This is a genomic window from Enterobacter sp. WCHEn045836, from assembly GCF_003965585.1.
Lineage (GTDB): Bacteria > Pseudomonadota > Gammaproteobacteria > Enterobacterales > Enterobacteriaceae > Enterobacter > Enterobacter dissolvens.
Genome location: NZ_RXPT01000034.1, coordinates 1 through 16,297 on the forward strand (window position 1 = coordinate 1; position 16,297 = coordinate 16,297).

15 protein-coding genes and 3 pseudogenes are annotated in these 16,297 nt (G+C 41.2%); 12 read left to right on the plus strand and 6 right to left on the minus strand.

From position 1 onward, the window contains the following. The 5 genes from EKN38_RS25225 to EKN38_RS25245 all read left to right on the plus strand — a co-directional run. Positions 1–402: VasL domain-containing protein (locus tag EKN38_RS25225; RefSeq protein ID WP_312024368.1), on the plus strand; the 402-nt coding region annotated here is incomplete at its 5' end. A gap of 60 nt (positions 403–462) precedes the next feature. Continuing rightward, positions 463–2,268 (plus strand): ATP-dependent endonuclease, encoded by a 1,806-nt coding sequence (locus EKN38_RS25230; protein ID WP_126523029.1) that lies wholly within the window; start codon positions 463–465, stop codon positions 2,266–2,268. Positions 2,269–2,560: 292 nt separating this feature from the next. After that, positions 2,561–3,268: a hypothetical protein gene (locus EKN38_RS25235; RefSeq protein ID WP_126523031.1), complete on the plus strand. Its 708-nt coding sequence runs from the start codon at positions 2,561–2,563 to the stop codon at positions 3,266–3,268. Between the two features lie 217 nt (positions 3,269–3,485). Next, the gene (locus tag EKN38_RS25240; protein ID WP_126523033.1) at positions 3,486–4,049 is read left to right on the plus strand and encodes a hypothetical protein; all 564 of its coding nucleotides are present in this window, start codon (positions 3,486–3,488) and stop codon (positions 4,047–4,049) included. Continuing rightward, positions 4,049–4,879: an ATP F0F1 synthase synthase gene (locus tag EKN38_RS25245; RefSeq protein WP_126523035.1), complete on the plus strand. Its 831-nt coding sequence runs from the start codon at positions 4,049–4,051 to the stop codon at positions 4,877–4,879. The genes EKN38_RS25240 and EKN38_RS25245 overlap by 1 nt, the downstream gene beginning before the upstream one ends. 311 nt (positions 4,880–5,190) lie before the next feature. Here EKN38_RS25245 and EKN38_RS25250 read toward each other — a convergent pair. Then, a pseudogene (locus EKN38_RS25250) lies at positions 5,191–5,388 on the minus strand (integrase); the annotation flags it as partial. Positions 5,389–5,471: 83 nt separating this feature from the next. On the opposite strand from EKN38_RS25250, the pseudogene EKN38_RS25255 reads away from it, so the two are divergent. Beyond that, positions 5,472–6,307, plus strand: a pseudogene (locus EKN38_RS25255) (IS3 family transposase); the annotation flags it as partial. On the opposite strand, the gene EKN38_RS26295 reads toward EKN38_RS25255, so the two are convergent. Further along, positions 6,203–6,439, minus strand: coding sequence for a hypothetical protein (locus tag EKN38_RS26295; protein ID WP_409449473.1), 237 nt, complete (start codon positions 6,437–6,439; stop codon positions 6,203–6,205). The pseudogene EKN38_RS25255 and the gene EKN38_RS26295 overlap by 105 nt on opposite strands. 40 nt (positions 6,440–6,479) lie before the next feature. On the opposite strand from EKN38_RS26295, the gene EKN38_RS25265 reads away from it, so the two are divergent. Continuing rightward, a complete protein-coding gene (locus EKN38_RS25265) occupies positions 6,480–7,328 on the plus strand; it encodes a LysR family transcriptional regulator (RefSeq protein WP_260480589.1) in 849 nt (282 codons plus the stop codon). Between the two features lie 892 nt (positions 7,329–8,220). Here EKN38_RS25265 and EKN38_RS25270 read toward each other — a convergent pair. Then, positions 8,221–8,997 (minus strand): N-acetylmuramoyl-L-alanine amidase, encoded by a 777-nt coding sequence (locus EKN38_RS25270; protein WP_126523039.1) that lies wholly within the window; start codon positions 8,995–8,997, stop codon positions 8,221–8,223. Between the two features lie 940 nt (positions 8,998–9,937). Here EKN38_RS25270 and EKN38_RS25275 point away from each other — a divergent pair. After that, positions 9,938–10,327, plus strand: coding sequence for a hypothetical protein (locus EKN38_RS25275; RefSeq protein WP_126523041.1), 390 nt, complete (start codon positions 9,938–9,940; stop codon positions 10,325–10,327). Between the two features lie 40 nt (positions 10,328–10,367). On the opposite strand, the gene EKN38_RS25280 is transcribed toward EKN38_RS25275, so the two are convergent. Further along, positions 10,368–11,993, minus strand: a complete 1,626-nt coding sequence (locus tag EKN38_RS25280; protein WP_185812872.1) for a diaminopimelate decarboxylase family protein — start codon at positions 11,991–11,993, stop codon at positions 10,368–10,370. A 1-nt stretch (position 11,994) separates the two neighbouring features. Next, a complete protein-coding gene (locus EKN38_RS25285; RefSeq protein WP_126523045.1) occupies positions 11,995–12,450 on the minus strand; it encodes a hypothetical protein in 456 nt (151 codons plus the stop codon). A gap of 92 nt (positions 12,451–12,542) precedes the next feature. On the opposite strand from EKN38_RS25285, the gene EKN38_RS25290 reads away from it, so the two are divergent. The 4 genes from EKN38_RS25290 to EKN38_RS25915 all read left to right on the plus strand — a co-directional run bounded on the left by EKN38_RS25290 (position 12,543) and on the right by EKN38_RS25915 (position 15,689). Continuing rightward, positions 12,543–12,875, plus strand: coding sequence for a hypothetical protein (locus EKN38_RS25290; RefSeq protein ID WP_126523047.1), 333 nt, complete (start codon positions 12,543–12,545; stop codon positions 12,873–12,875). A 754-nt stretch (positions 12,876–13,629) separates the two neighbouring features. Further along, positions 13,630–13,998: a carboxymuconolactone decarboxylase family protein gene (locus tag EKN38_RS25295; protein ID WP_126523051.1), complete on the plus strand. Its 369-nt coding sequence runs from the start codon at positions 13,630–13,632 to the stop codon at positions 13,996–13,998. Beyond that, complete coding sequence (locus EKN38_RS25910) at positions 13,995–14,870, plus strand: thiamine pyrophosphate-binding protein (protein WP_221760829.1); 876 nt, start codon at positions 13,995–13,997, stop codon at positions 14,868–14,870. The genes EKN38_RS25295 and EKN38_RS25910 overlap by 4 nt, the downstream gene beginning before the upstream one ends. 9 nt (positions 14,871–14,879) lie before the next feature. Further along, entirely contained in the window at positions 14,880–15,689 is an 810-nt protein-coding gene (locus tag EKN38_RS25915) for a thiamine pyrophosphate-dependent enzyme (RefSeq protein ID WP_221760830.1), read from the plus strand. A gap of 168 nt (positions 15,690–15,857) precedes the next feature. On the opposite strand, the pseudogene EKN38_RS25305 reads toward EKN38_RS25915, so the two are convergent. Beyond that, positions 15,858–16,155, minus strand: a pseudogene (locus EKN38_RS25305) (tyrosine-type recombinase/integrase); the annotation flags it as partial. Positions 16,156–16,297: the final 142 nt, after the last annotated feature.

Here is a 16,297-nt window from a genome sequence, read left to right on the forward strand (position 1 = left end):
AATATTGCATACGGCAGAAAACTTATCGAACAGGTTCAGTCGTTGTGGCCGGAACAGGCTAAGCCCCTGGTACAGCTGTGGCAGCAACAGGTAAGTGCATCGTCGCTATCTGCTGATGCAATGAACGGCTGGCATGAAGGTATGACGCAGCTTCAGGCACTTGCCGATAAACTGAATGCGCTTGATGGTCAGAGAGGAAAATACATCACTGTCAGTGAACTTAAATCGCAGGTCTTTGGCATGCTGACAAGTTTCAGGCAGACAGTTCCACTGGAAGAACAGTTTCGTTTGCTGAATCAGTTGCCAGAAGATTCACTGCAGCGTCAGCAGCAGGTCCGGCAGGCTGAGCAACGCCTCCGGGCGCAAATCTCTACGCTGGCGCAGGAAAAACAGCGTGACTGATGTAAAACATTAGGTGTTTTTATTGAGTGATAACAAAAATTTCATTAGGGGGGGACTTTTATGAAATTGCACAGCCTTAAAGTAAATGGATTTAAACGAATCCAGTCCGCAGAAATAAAATTTGGTGATGCCACCTTTCTGATCGGTGCTAATAATGCCGGTAAAAGTTCTGTTCTGAAAGCCGTTGAATGGTTGCTTTCAGATAAAAAGAAAATGGATGTTGATTGTTTCTATTGTGAACTTGATGATTCACATGAAAATAAAATAGCAACTGAGTCAATTATACTTGAGGCTGAGTTCCGTAATGTACCAGAAGATGCATTGCAATGGAGAGGTTTTAAGGGGAGGGTATTTGATTATGATGCTGCAGATAGTGGTGAAACGGGAAAGTCATTGTTCTACAGAAAAACATATGAACCTGGGAATGATGTAGTCATTGAATTGAAGTCTCTTTCAAGAAAACTTAATCCACGTTTTGAAGCTGCTGTCAGAGCATCTGACCTGATTGAAGCGGGTGCTAATGCTGAACTTATCGCTGAATATTTTCCAGATACAGCAAAGAAATTAAATGCGGCTGATAAAGAAAAACTAAAACTCATTGATGAACTCTGGGATGTTTCTGATGGTGATGAAATCTGGGATAAAAACCCAGGAGGGATTGCAGGAGTTGTATTATCCCGATTGCCTGCTTTTTTATTAATACCAGCAGAATCAGCTTCCCATGAAATTGATACAAAATCGGGGGCTTTACAGAAAACACTGAATGAGCTATTTAAAGATGTTCGTGGTAATTCTGAAAATTACAGAAAGGCTCAGGAATCTCTGAATGCGCTTGCGAAAGAATTAGATCCTGCAGATGAAACGTCAGAGTTTGGCGTGATGATGGGGGAGCTTAATGGTGTATTAAGTGGTGTTTTCCCTGAATCAAAGATATATGCCATGGCTGATTTGTCTGATCCTGATAACGTACTTCTCCCTTCATTTTCGGTTGAAATGTCGAGTAACATCAGAACATGCGTGTCAAATCAGGGAACTGGAATGATTCGAGCTGCTGTATTTGGGCTGTTGAGATTTAGGCAGCAATGGTTGAGAAAAAAAGGGAAGGATGAGGCCGCTGCCAGAAGCCTTATTATTGGGTTTGAGGAACCAGAGATTTATTTACACCCCAGCGCAGCAAACCAGATGAGGGATTTGATCTATGAACTGTCAGATGGGCAGTCACAAATAATAGCGACAACACATTCACCTTATTTGATTGATTTGGCGAGGAAGCCTCGGCAAGTACTTAACCGATTCCATTATGATAATTCGCACACAACGGTTTACCCGCTCTCTGTAACAGAAAAATTTCAGGCCCTGCAGGATAATGATAAAGATCAGATAAAAATGCTGATTAAGCTGGATGATCATGTATCGAGGATCTTTTTTACCCGAAAGGTAATTGTTGTCGAAGGAGATACAGAGGAAGTCATTATCAAGGAAGCTATCCGCAGAATGCCACAAGTGATGCGAAATAAGTTACTTGCATCAACAGAACTGGTTAAAGCGCGTGGTAAGGCCGCGATCATCGGTCTGGTGAGGTATCTTAGCGCGCTGGATGTCGATTTTTTTGTTATCCATGATCGCGATGGCGGTACTCCTGGAGCGGAGGTTTTCAATGCTCCGATTGCTGCTGCTGTTGGGGATGCCAGCAAAGTTATTATGCTGGAAGAGTGTGTTGAGAATCTGCTGGGTTATCCTGCTCCAGGTAGTGAAAAACCATTTAAGGCGTATCAGGAAGCACAGCGTTGGGGCGATGACTGGAATGATGTTCCTGAACCATTAAGGAGAATACTAACCAGAGCTTTTTCCCCTTTTATTCAGTGATTTGACTAGGTGAAAAAAGAGAAGAGACCAGGCAAGCAGAGAACTGAAAATGAGTGTCTGGTGCATTACCAGCACATTTGTCGGCGATCTCCTGGTTGAAGAGCAAAGCCTATGTTTGGCTTCAGTTGCCGAAGAAGCCGCTATTTTCGTTATGAACACTGAGCTGGTAGCCTGTTATCTGAATTCGCTGATTCATTTGCCTGAACTATCGACAATACTGATAGAGCAATAACCGATGTCTGTTAAAAATTTACGCCGACGAAACCATTGTTCTCGCTGGGGCATCAGTGAGATGGATTTTGTTGAAAAGAACTATGGAAAACTCCCAACGCAGCAGATAGCTGATTTCCTGGGAAGAGGTATTCCGGCAGTCAGAGCAATGGCGCTAAAACTTGGTATTGGTCGTACGGGAGCTAAAGCATGGTCGCCAGCTGAAATTGCGATAGTGAAAAAATATTATTCATACGGTGCTGGTATTGTCATGGTGCAGACTCTGTTGCCGCATCGTGATAAGGAATCTATCAGAAAACAGGCAGCTAAAGCCGGTGTTACCGATGCCCGGGATTGGCATCCTGATGCAATTAAATTTTTGAAAGAGCACTATGGTCATATGAATGTTGAGGATATCGCCACTACTCTCAACAAAACAGTCAGTGCTGTGAGGAATAGAGCTACTGTTCTGAAACTCGGGAAAGTGCGACTCAGAAAATGGACCCGTGAAGAGAACGCGATATTAACCTCTGAATACGCTAACTCAGATAATCTTAATGAAATTCATGCATTATTACCTCATCGTTCCAGACGAGCTATTGCTACGCAGGCGACCAAATTAGGATTAAAACGAGCAGAGGCATGGACGTCAGAAGAACTCAGTATTCTTCAGCAATATTATCCGGCTCTGGGAAGAAAGGTTGTCGCGATGTTACCCGGTAGAACGATTGGTGCTATTCACCACCAGGCAGTGAAACTGGGATTACGACGGTACGCTAAGGATTCTTGAAAGGAAGACCGTCCTTAAACGTATCTATGACAAGGTTTGTGGCGTGATTGATACTTTTATCAACGGAATGCGTGGGTTCTGAGGGTAGCGAAGCCCCAATTGGGGCTTCGCTATTGATATATTTACCCGGTTGAGCAAAATATTGTAGGTGGAAAGTAAATGATGAATTGATATACTATAAAATAATTGCAAGCAGTATTTGATACAGGAAAAAATTATGATAATAAATTTCCTTTTTAGAGTACTTTTAACATTTAACGCAACATCGTTGTTGGCTATAATTTTCTTTGTACAAAAGAAGTACACTCTTTATTACTTTTTCCAAAGGTTTGAGCACAGTCATTGGTTGAGTTTATTACCACAAATGACATCATACGTATTTTACATGCTAATCCCCATATTACTAACTTGGATTAGTTTGCTTTTAAGCTCCAGACTGGGCAAGGATGAGTTTAAAGAAGATGAAGTAGTTTCTGTTGAGCATGCGAACAACTCATTTCTTCCAAGTTATCTTGGTTATTTCTTTGTGGCTTTAAGTATAACTAGTTGGTCTGCCTTGTTTTTTGTTTATGCCGTTTTATTTATTTTTACCTTTATGTCTCAAGCATTATACTTTAACCCTTTATTTCTACTGTTTAGATATGAGTTTTATAACATTAAAAACAAGAGCGGCGCATCCATTTTTTTAATTAGTTGTCACAAATACAAAACCCCCAAAGAAATCAAGATCCCAGTTGCATTTAGAATAAACAACTATACCTTTATCGAAAGGAAAAAATAATGAATAATATTTTTGCTAAAGTAAAAGGACCTCGTAAGAAACCTTTTTTTAAATTGGTGTCAGACTACACTTTGTTTGAGGCTTTAGATTTATCTACTCTTAGCCTCATTCCATATAACCCTGACCATAATCTTGATGAAGATTCATGGTTCAAAATTGAAAATTTTAGTCAGCAATCATTCTGTTTATCATGCATTAAGGATGAATTTGATTCTAAGGACTTCGACGATTTAACAAAAAAATATTTCACGAAGATTTCATATATATTCTCTCATCAGAATGAAGACTTTTATTTTCAGAAAATAACCCCATCCCTGTTTATCAAGAGAAAAACAATTGCTTTTGGTGAATCAGCAGAAATAGAAGAAAATGAAGGGCGGTTGATTGTAAATCATATACCTGATGCTGTATACCTAAAGGAAAGAAATATATTATTATTCAGAAATCTCGCCACAATTTCAAGTATATTTAAAGGTATCGATGTTCTGTACAAAGAAGCCACGGAAGATGAAGTTAAGTCGTTTTTAAGTGAATCCTTCATCGTACTTTCAACTGACTATGATGTAGAAAAGGTATCAAAGCCAAACCGAAAGAGAATTGCATTAGCGATGGATACTCTTGCGGCGATGCCAGTGGAAGACAGAGGTGAGATGCTGAATTACATTAATGATTATTGTGCTGAAAAACTTAAATATGACACAACTGAGAGTAAATTCGAAGTATCATCAGAAGAAGAGTTAAAATATTTGCTGTATGGTATCGAACAAAGATTTTACACTACTAGATTTGGTAATGAAAAGAGATTAGCCAACTCAATACAAAGATTATAAAAGTGGTGTAATGGATATCTTAATCAGCAGAATTTGTGGATTCTGATGCTGAAGAAAATCTGTATAATCTTCGCTATTACCATTACAGTTTAGGTCGAGGCTAATCTAGAGGGACAGGTAACAAAACCTGTTGCTGCCCCGGCCTGCACCTGCCTTCCTGCCGATATTACGTTAACTCGCACGGTTAGAACCAGATTGCGTGCATATCGTAGTCTTTTGTTATTCTTCTGATTTTTGGTTTTGAAAGGTAAAAAGGCGTCCGGAATTTAACTTCCTGATGCCTTCTGTATGTAATTGGTATTCTACACGATTTACCTGCTTAGCATCGGGTTATTGAGTTTTGCATAATCAAATGGGCTAATTGTTTCCTCCCGGTTCGCATCCAGAAAATCCGCTCACCACTGCAACATCAGCTTGCGTTCATCCAGATGTTCCGCTTTATGGATATACGCAGCCCGCACTGAGTTACGTTCCATATGGCTCATCTGACTTTCCACCGCATCCTTCGACATAGCCCTGATGATCTGCTCCCCCGTTGATTAACACACCGCGATGTTAGTAATGTCTACATAAGTCACATGAGGACTCCCCCATGAAGAAGCGTTTTTCCGACGAAAAGATCATCAGTATTCTCCGCGAGGCTGAAGCCGGGGTATCTGCCCGTGAACTCTGCCGTAAGCACGCCATTTCCGACGCCACTTTTTACACCTGGCGTAAGAAGTATGGCGGTATGGAGGTGCCCGAGGTTAAGCGCCTGAAGTCGCTTGAGGAAGAGAACGCCAGACTCAAGAAGCTGCTTGCCGAAGCCATGCTGGACAGGGAGGCACTTCAGGTGGCTCTGGGGCGAAAGTACTGACGACAGACCAGAAGCGGGAAGCCGTTGAGTTTATGTGTGATGCGACCGGTCTGTCGCAACGTCGTGCCTGCAGGCTAACAGGTTTGTCCCTGTCGACCTGCCGCTATGAGGCTCAGCGTCCGGCGGCTGATGCACATTTATCAAGCCGTATCACAGAACTGGCGCTCGAACGAAGGCGTTTTGGGTACCGGCGCATCTGGCAGTTATTGCGTCGGGAGGGTCTTCACGTCAACCACAAGCGGGTATACCGCATTTACCACCTTAACGGCCTGAGTGTGAAGCGCAGACGACGTCGTAAGGGGCTGGCGACTGAGCGGCTTCCGCTTCTTCGCCCGGATGCGCCGAACCTGACATCGTCGATGGATTTTGTCATAGATGCACTTGCCAGCGGCCGTCGGATTAAGTGCCTGACTTGTGTGGATGATTTCACGAAGGAGTGTCTGACGATCACCGTTGCTTTCGGTATTTTAGGGGTTCAGGTCACGCGTATTCTGGACAGCATCGCGCTCTTTCGAGGCTATCCGGCGACAGTAAGAACTGATCAGGGCCCGGAGTTCACCAGCCGCTCCCTGAAGATGGCCGAACGCACTTTTTATAGCAAAGACACTCAGATGAGAGGTACTGCCAAATACTTCACGAATAGCCAGATATTCGCACAAATCACCGATCGGGGGGGAAGTGGCATGGGCGCTGAGATAACCCACTGCATCTGGCGTGAGACGGGCTGAGCGTAATTTTGTTGTGATGATTGAAATGGGGAATATTTTTTATGGCGCGAGCGTAAATGGAGTGGGTATGTTAACATCGAGAGAGTTAAAAACATTTATAAGTGTTGCTGAGAAAATGTCGATAAAATTAGCTGCTGAAGAGTTAAATATTACACCGCCTGCCGTTTGTTCTATGATCAAAAAATTTGAAAGTCGAATAAACAATCGACTTTTTATCTTTGAAAATAATAAAATGGTTCTTACGCAGTATGGTGAGAGAATCTATTCTTTAACTAAAATGCATTATCATACTCTGAAGGCTATTGAATGTAGTATAAAGAGCGATCGGGAATCAATAAAAGTGTTTATCAATGATGAGTTCAGATTCTTATCTTCATTTATTGAAAGCCAATTTAAAATAAGAGAAAGAGAGATAATATTAACTCCAGATATTGATGAGTCAACAGACTTAATTATAAACAATGTTCAACTCTTAGAAACAGATGTTCATAATTATAATGTCTTCTGCTCAAGTGTAATTCTTTATCTTGTACAGGCTGAAGTGCCAATGCATAGAGATATATTTATCTACAAAGGACATGCACATCTAATGGAAGATAAGTTGAAACGTGGTTCTGTGACGGAAGTTGGATGTGATTATAGAATAACAGTTCTCGATAACATTGAAATGATTATTGATATTGTTATGAATAATTTGGGTGGAGCCATATTACCCCACACTTGCTCAGTATTAAAATGTCTAGCAAGCTCGCGGCGGGAGTTTAATGTGGAAAATACTGGAATTGATATTCCAATGTATGTATATGTGCATGGTAAGGTTGATTGTAATATTACAAATACATTGTTCGAATATATTGATGAGTGAATTGATGTCTACCGGTTCTGTATGTGAATATGTATTATCAGGAAGATAGGGGAATCATCAGTACGGCAAAACTTCTATTGGAGAAACTATATGATGAGGATAGTTTAAAGCTGATATCAATTTTATATTTTGAATGACTTTATTGTCTATAATACTTCAGTTATATATTTTTGGTCAATGTATTTCACATCGCTATGGAGATGAGCTGTCGGCAAGCTTTTCATCTCTTTTCTTCCAGTGTTCCTGAACCACAAGTTCTTTTATAGCAAAGGTCAATTTCGAAGGTGTTATGCATTTTGTATACTCAAAAACCATGTTTTTAACATCTGTTTTTTAACGTGAGATATTCAAGGAGATAACTGATGTTACTTTGTGGAAGATATTTTTTTATTTAGAAAAGCAGAGTGTTTATATTCATCCAGCGAGCCAATATTGTGTTTCCCCATTTCGGTCAATGCCGTTATTAATCCCTATTGGCTATGCTCTTTTTATACATCAGCGGGAGCTGCTACAATGAGTCTGTGAAAGGAGGTCTGGAATCCGGTAATAATTTTACGTATAGGATAGATTACGATAGCTCCAGTTGCGAGCAGCAATAACTGCCAGAGAATCTTCTCGGAGCATGGTGGATATTATATCTGGCGACGGAAATAGACATATACAGGCTGCTACACTTTATGCATTCAGGGTCGTGTGAGATTTTACGAATTGCCTGCAAAAGGATTGTTACTATATGATTTAAGGAGGACTGGTTTGTTCCTATCAAGAACAGGGCCGAAGGTCGATCTTGTGGCAATAGTATCTAAGCTCTGAGGTAACATAGGGATTGTTGGCCAGAGTAAGCAGTTTGCATGCTTTATTCCTAGCCAACTTTTCCCTTCAGGAGCTATCTTCAGTAAGATGCCGGGAAATATTTTTCTACCAGTGCCCATAAAATGGCTGCTGTTTCTGCATCAGGAATCCCGTTATAATTGCTTTGTCTGAAATGGAGTTGAAATGAACGAAGCAAATTTTTAAATCCTGTGCCGCTGTTGCCATCAGATATATCATATCCATAAATTGACAGCTTTTTTATTATCTCATGGCGATCGGGAGTACCTTCATTCCAGAATTGTTCAAAATATTTTTGCTTTGTAGCCTCATCATACCAAGCGCCCACACCTTCCTGATAAAGCTGAAACCATGGAAAAGTAGCGCCAGGATCGCTTTTACGTCCTGGCGCTATATCTGAATGTCCAATAACATTGACCGGTGTAATATCCTGGAATCTGGATAAAATATTTTTTGATAATTCAATTAACTCTTTTATTTGTTCCGCATTGAAAGGGACGAATATGATCTCACCATTTTCGTCTCTTGCCTCATTAACAATTTCAATGCCTATTGAAGAGTCGTTAAGGTTGCTGCGCCCTTGCCAGCTACTAACACCGGCATGCCATGCGCGTTCATTTTCAGAAACTAGGTTAAACACTCTAATGCCGTTGAAACCTGCTGAGATATAGGTGGGGTCAGTAGGATCAGGAACAAGGTAATGGGCGCTGACAGAGCTTCCTGTCAACGTGGAAATTGATGCTGAGAAATTCCCGGCAGTATAATGCATTATAAGAAAACGTTGCCTGTGATTAAAAGATTTAATGGAGCGATAAGAGTTATAATCGATGGTTAACATATTTAATCCTTTTTTATCTGTTTGTTATGATGTTGAAATTTTTTTGAGCTTATATTTTCATGTCGTTAGATATATAGTCCTCCACTTTCTAGGGAATCAATTTTATCAAGGAAAAGTGGATTCCAGTTGTTTAATTCTCAGGTAGTTAATGCGATGATCGCTTTTTACTTCTGGCTACCATAGGGCTGACTTCACTTAAGTAACTGGTGAGCGAATTTTCCTATACCAGACTAGCTCTACATGTTTGTGGCGTAAAATAATGAATGCGTTTATCACATTTTTTACGCAATAACTAACTTAAATCTCTCTATCAATAAGTTACCATTTTCAGTATCTGATTTACTGTAAAAATAACCGGCAATAAATCCATAAGAGGTCTGCTTGACCGTTGGATTTTATCTATACTCCACTTATCACCACAAATAACACAGTTATCCCACTGTTTCAGCGTTGCCTGAACAATAAGGTCTACCTCTGCTTCGGTTGAGGGCCTTTGCTCAGGGGGAGCTCCCGCCACCGCCTTATGCCCGTAACGTTGTACCATGATATGCTGGATTATTATTGGACTGGCATTTTTTCCTTACTCCAGCACTGACAGCTAATCCTATAAGAACTATCATCAAAAGGGGTTATACCAGAGCACTGCTCCAACCACTAGGTCACTTAAGCATTATTAACATCCTGTTTTATTCGGGCGAAAAGATATTATGACTGACTCAGTATGATGTAAATTAAAATAAATCTAATTATGCTTAGGTTATTTTTAATTTGATATTTATGGAGAAGGTGTTTAATAACTTTAAACAAAGATTAAGTTTTTTTGATTGCAGAAGTTGTTGTTGAGTTATGTTTGACGTGTAATACTTTCGCTGGAAAAAATGTGAATTAATTTTCACGATGCTATTAAAACTTACTTTTAATTATAGTGGAGCGTTACAGTATGAACTCAAAAAAAAGGTTGGTCATTGCCATGCTTGTATTTTATTCAGGGTGGTCATGTGCTGGTTTAGGGGAAAAAAACTGGAGATTTGAAGTCGATGAGGTGGACCTAAGGGACTTAACGAATTCGTCGATTGGGGTGGAATATGGATGTGAATTTTTCACTCCCAAATTAGTGACTTTCAAAATCAATTACACTAATCCTGATGTAGAACCAGTTATTAAGATTGGTAATACTGGTACTGTTATAAAAACAGCAAAGCTAGAATATGTAATAGATGGCGTTGATCGGCTTACATTGACCTATAAAAAAGGGGGCGCATATAACCTTAAGAATGAAACAGGAGAGGTTGTTGTTGGGCAGAACTGCGATGCCGGGGTGACTGGCTAACTGGATGGAACTGTATAACATTCCGCCCCACGGGGCGGAATTAACCGCTGTCATGGGCTGCTGATGGGTCTTTACCGAGACGGCAGAAACCTAATAATTGATTTTTCTTACCAATATTGATTTGAATTCCTTGATTTGTTTCATATCCGGCGCTGATATATATACTTTGAGTTTTCCCTTTAATAAGGGAAGAGTTTAGCGCCGGGAGCAGTGTTACTCCATCGGGTTCGGTGCCTGATTTATTTATATTCAGGCAGTTCATCGCGTGACGGATTAACAGTAGTATAAATTCAAATGCAGAAAGCGTATTTATGTGATCTTTAACTATAAGCATAAAACATATGCTTCTGGGACCCGTCTGGAAGACAGATATAACGTCAACAGGAATATGCTGAAGGCTCGTTCGTGTGATGTTCTGACATTCGACCATATCAAAAAAATCACTGTTCCATGGAAGTTCAGATGATGAAAGCATTGTGAGCCAGGAATTCTCCTCCTCCTGGATTTTATTCCAGGAGCCATCGGGAGAAATGCTCAAGATAGCTGGTCTGAATCGTCCGTTAAACTGACTGGAAAGTGCAAGGCAATAGGCACCACAGTGCTGTATCAGCAATGGCATGCCAGGCCTGATATTGTCTATGCAGGTATTAGGAAGGAGAACGTCGCCGGCAAAACAGAGTGGACCAGCCACAGCATCAGGACCTTCGAAAGGTAAAGGAAGCCCGGTATCGTTCAGGATCGTTGGTTGTATACCTGAAAGGGTATATTTCAATAACTGGTTACTACCAGTATCGAGGATAGCGAATCGACCTCCATCAGGGCGGTTTTTAATATGGCTGACAGTGGTCAGTATTCCCATAGTGTTTCCGGTCAATGAATTTCCGGGTTCAACTATATAACGAGTACCTTTTCTTGCAAGCCGGTTTAATGCAGTGGTCAGGTCGATAATTGAAGGGCAATTATCCTGGTGGTTCATTGCCAGCTTCAGTCCACCCCCCATATTCAGTTGCAGAATTTGATGCCCTGTCGTTGCGAAAATTGTGTCGGCCAATGAATGCATTCTTTCAAGTGCTAAAGAGAAATCGTCGATGGAGATCATACGGCTACCAATATGCGTATGTAATCCATTAATATGGCATAGCCATTCTTTTGGCATCGAAAGGATTGCTTCAGTGCTACTGCCAAATTGAGATTGACGGTGACCATGACAAGTCAAATTAGTATAAGGAGCAGTGTAACCAGAGGCTACGCCTGGATTCCAGCGTAAATATATACTCCCATTTTGTTTACCAATAAACCTAGGGACGTCATTTGTATCGTTGAGAACCAGTGTTCCTCCATTTTTCAGTAAATTTAATGCGGAGGGGACGATAATCTCAGGTGAATTATAAAATATACGGTGTGCCGGAAAGCCTGCTCCCAATGCCAGTTCGATTTCTGCTGGCGAGGCACAATCTGCGCTTAGTCCAGCAAGAGCCATGAGATGTAATACTGGTGGAACTGGCAATGCTTTAATAGGGAATGCTATGTTCTTGGGCTCGTGAACAAATGTCAGAAATTCGGAAATATTCTTTCTAAGCTGCTCAGGATTGAAAATATAAAGAGGTGTGCCGTAATTATCTCTGACAGAGCCAAAATCTATTGAGAGGGACCAGGTTTCCATCATCTCAATTTCCATGAGTTGGGAATAAAAATGTCACATCATAATGAAAAGCATTGGTTTGTACGTTGCCTTGCATTCGGTAAATTATACCCTTTCTACTTTTTTTTAGCTCTGTCATTCTGGCATCAATCACAAAGGACTTTTCATTGACCGGATTTTGAAATTTCATCATAAAGTCAATAACATATACTTCACCAGCTTTTTCATCAAGCTCATTTAGCAATCCGGCATAAATTATACCTGTTTGACTTATGCAGGTAGAGGCTGTCAACATTGACAAATGGAACTTCCCATCTGTCGGTCTGTAAGCGCTGATTATGTCGAACTGACTTTCGCAGAGAGAGGGGTGATAGCGAAGGCAGGATAAGATGGTTTCATCCTGTCGATACCCATGGGAAAGATAACCCGAGCTTAATGCTTCAATTCTCTCTGGCTTTATAATTTGCCATTCTAATGTCATTGAGTAATCCTTGCATCGGACTGATCGCACAGATAAGTAAAGTCTATACTGAGAAAAAATCCAGCGTACTTATCCTTATTTAAGGAGTAAAAATGCGTTATAACGTATCGACATCTCCTTCAGAAGATGATGTTGCTGACTTCAGGAGGGAGATAAGAGCTTTTAACCAGCTTAACGTTACTTGTGACCAGGTTCACGGGATTGATGTTTTTGCTACAAATGACGACAATAAAACGGAAGGCGGAGATACCGGGTTAATATGGGGAAACTGGCTTCAGATACAGTTGCTATGGGTTGTTGAAGCACAACGAGACCGGGGATTGGTAGTCGGCTTTTGGATGTGGTGGAGTCCGCTGCCCGAATACGAGGATGTCGCTATGTGTTACTGGATATGTTTACGTTCCAGGCCCCTGTGTTTTATCTAAAAAAGGATATGCAACTCGTCTGAAATTGGACGATTATCCGGAAACACATCAGCGTTTTTATGACTCGGGTGCTTTAATTTTTTTTGTTAATGAAACTTATTTTATGTTTCAATTTATTATGAGCTACAGTCCCGTTGTTGTAATAAGCTGGCTAAACCCTCGTATAGCTTTACAAATTTCTTCACAGCACTAGACGTTGAAGTCCCCACTGTGAACGAAGTGGTGTCTTCTGACACTCTTTATTGATTCGATTTTCACATATTGTTATTCTCGTTACTGTCTGGTTGCATTGATTACTCGGCAAACGTGAAGCGCCTATTCCCGCATTCGCTTCACTTTTCTTTCTATCGATAGCTTCTCCTTCATGTTCAGCAACTGAGTTATCTTGCAGGAGTTCGGCTCTCCGATACAATTAAAATCTTTCACGAATCGATAAGCTCGCTATTTAACATTCACATGACTCTCACGTTCCCATGCATTGAGGGTTTTTCTGGTTTTCTTGGAGATGTTTGATGGTGTTAGTAACTATCTTCTACCTAAATTTTACCATTGCCATTGTAGGGAGGGGGTAATCCTCTGTTTTTTAACAGATTAAAATCAGCATAAATCATTTTAACACACATCATTAATAAATTAGTGTGCGAATGACTTGACATCTTGAATTATCTATACAGAATTTAAAATTCATCCTAAAAACGTATGTAAGATGAATTGTCCCACCCGATAGCGTATTTGGGGGTGCTCTGTGAGTAAAATGTCATGTGATGATATTGGGAAAAAAGTCTTGGATGAAGTTTATGAGCCTGGACACGCCGCAGCCATTCATGATTTGGCCTCTTTTTGCCCTGATTATTATAAGATAATTCAAGATTTTGGCTTAGGTGAACTTTGGCAAAGACAAGGGTTAAATATCAGAGAGAAGGAGTTGGTTGTCATTGCTAGCCTGATAACCATGGGCGATACAGAGGTAGAGTTTCGGCAACATATCCATACTGCTTTCAAAAGAGATATTATGCTTGATGACATTCTTGAATGCTTGATATTATTGACAGTTTACATCGGTGTGCCGCGAACGTTAAACGCAATAAATGTTTTACGAAATGAGTTGGAGCAGCGAAAATGAAAGTAACTGACACTATTCTGGATGCATTAAATAAAGAAGGGGTTCGGTATGTTTTTTGTGTTCCAGGCCAACTTATAGATCCCTTTTTGGAAAGTCTTGCTGAGAATGATAAATGTCATGCAGTTATAGCCGCTCATGAAGCGGGAGCTGCATATATGGCTGATGGATACAGTCGCGCTAGTCATAAATTCGGTGTGTGTCTCTCGATTAATGGGCCAGGGATCACAAATATGATCACTGCATTAGCTACTGCCAACACTGATCGTAGCCCTGTTTTAGTCATTACGGGGACAGTACGAAGTGATCTTGAAAATCGTGGTGAATTTCAGGGTTCTAACCTTTCAAATTTGCAAGGAGTTAGTATTACTTCAGCAGTGATAAATCAACACCTGCTTATTACCTCTCCAGTGCAAGTATATCGCCATTTGCAGCGATTGTTGTATACGATGCTGAGTCATGCTACACGCGGTCCTGTGCATCTCTCAATCCCGGTTAATCTCCAGAGGGAGCAAATAACCGCTGAGTGGAAAACACTACCAGAGTCTCTATATCAACCTCGGTTTATCGACCGAGAAAGCTGTGAAAAATTTTGGGGCGCTGTTGGTAAGAAAATACGAGTGGCGATCCTCGCGGGGGCTGGATGCGTACATTCGAATGCAAGTACTGTTTTGCTCTCGTTTGCTGAAAAATACCAAATTCCGGTCGCTACCACAGCTGCGGCAAAAGGTGTATTTCCTGAAAGTCATCCTTTGAGTCTGGGTATTTTTGGATGGTATGGCCATATTCCGGCAGTTCAGGCATTAAGTACGGGAGAACTTGATGTATTATTTGTTATTGGTTCTCGCCTTAATATGCTTGATTCACTGGCCTAGAGCCCCGGAGTGAAGCCAAAACATGCTTTGATCGTCAATGATATAAATAGCCATACGCTATTTCGTGAATACTCTATAGATTTGGCTATCCAGGGCGATGCTCGCACCTGTTTGGAAAATCTTATGATTGAGGTCAAACCAACATCCAACATCGTATCACTGCGTAAGGATTGGATTAACACGTTGAAACCTCACTCGAGGTCATTTTGGAAATGCCCGGAAGATTGTAAGTCTGACCAGTATCCTATCCACCCGGCGAGGGTTATTAGTGAGTTGCGTCGAGTAATGCCTGAAAATTGTATGTTATTTACTGATAGTGGTGCACATGCTTTCTTTTCAGGCCATTACTGGCAAGCGAATAATCCTGATAACTGCTTTAATACATTGAGATATATGGGAGCAATGGGGTGGGCTATACCTGCTGCTATTGGGGCTATGGTTGCTCGACCTGATTCACCATGCGTTGTAGTGACTGGCGATGGTTGCATGCTGATGCATGGAATTGAGATACAGACTGCGGCTCGATATAACATTCCATTAATTTGTGTTGTTTTTAATAATTCAGCGTTGGGAAATCCTAAATTACGGGCGGACAGGGTGAGTACAGCGATGGGAAAAATACATGAACTTCCCTGTCATGATTGGGCTGGTTTTGCCCGTTCCTTGGGAGCTAATGGGATCACAGTAGATTATGTGAAAGATATTCCAATGGCTTTTCGACGGGCGCTGGATGAAAATGTGGCTACTGTAATTGATGTGCGTGTTGGAAATTATATGACACCTACCGACGATTTTGATAAAAATATTCGTTGTGTTTAAAATGTGTACAGGTAACGCTCTGTTAACTTTTCTTACTAGCAAAGAACAGTTTCGTTCTAATCGATTCATTCAATTTGCTATAGCTGCAACAGAAGAGGCACTCCTGCAGTCTGGTTGGCAGCATCTTCCGTCTAATCAAAATGACCCTGAACAAAAATTCTGCGCCATTCAGAAACTCCGCTTTATGTATGTAGGCTGCGCGAATACCATTTCGCTCCTGATGACTCATTTGGCGTTCAACAGCGTCCCTTGACCATAACCCTGACTCAATCAACGAACTGCAGGCCATTGCTCGGAAGCCGTGACCACATACATCCACTTTCGTGTCGTAGCCCACCACCCGTAGCGCACTGTTTACGGTGTTTTCACTCATGGGCTTACGCGGATCGTGATCGCCAATAAAAATAAGTTCATGTTCGCCGCAGAACTGTTTTATCTGCTTCAGGATCGCCAGCGCCTGCTTTGTGTTACCAACGGTGCAAAACTGATCCACCCCAGCGGTTGAAAATTGATCCAGGGGTTAATCTGCTCCTCTGAATACAGGGGAGCTTATGATCACTTTTGAGATTCGTATGGAAATTAAAGTCCTGCACAGACCCGCTGCGGAC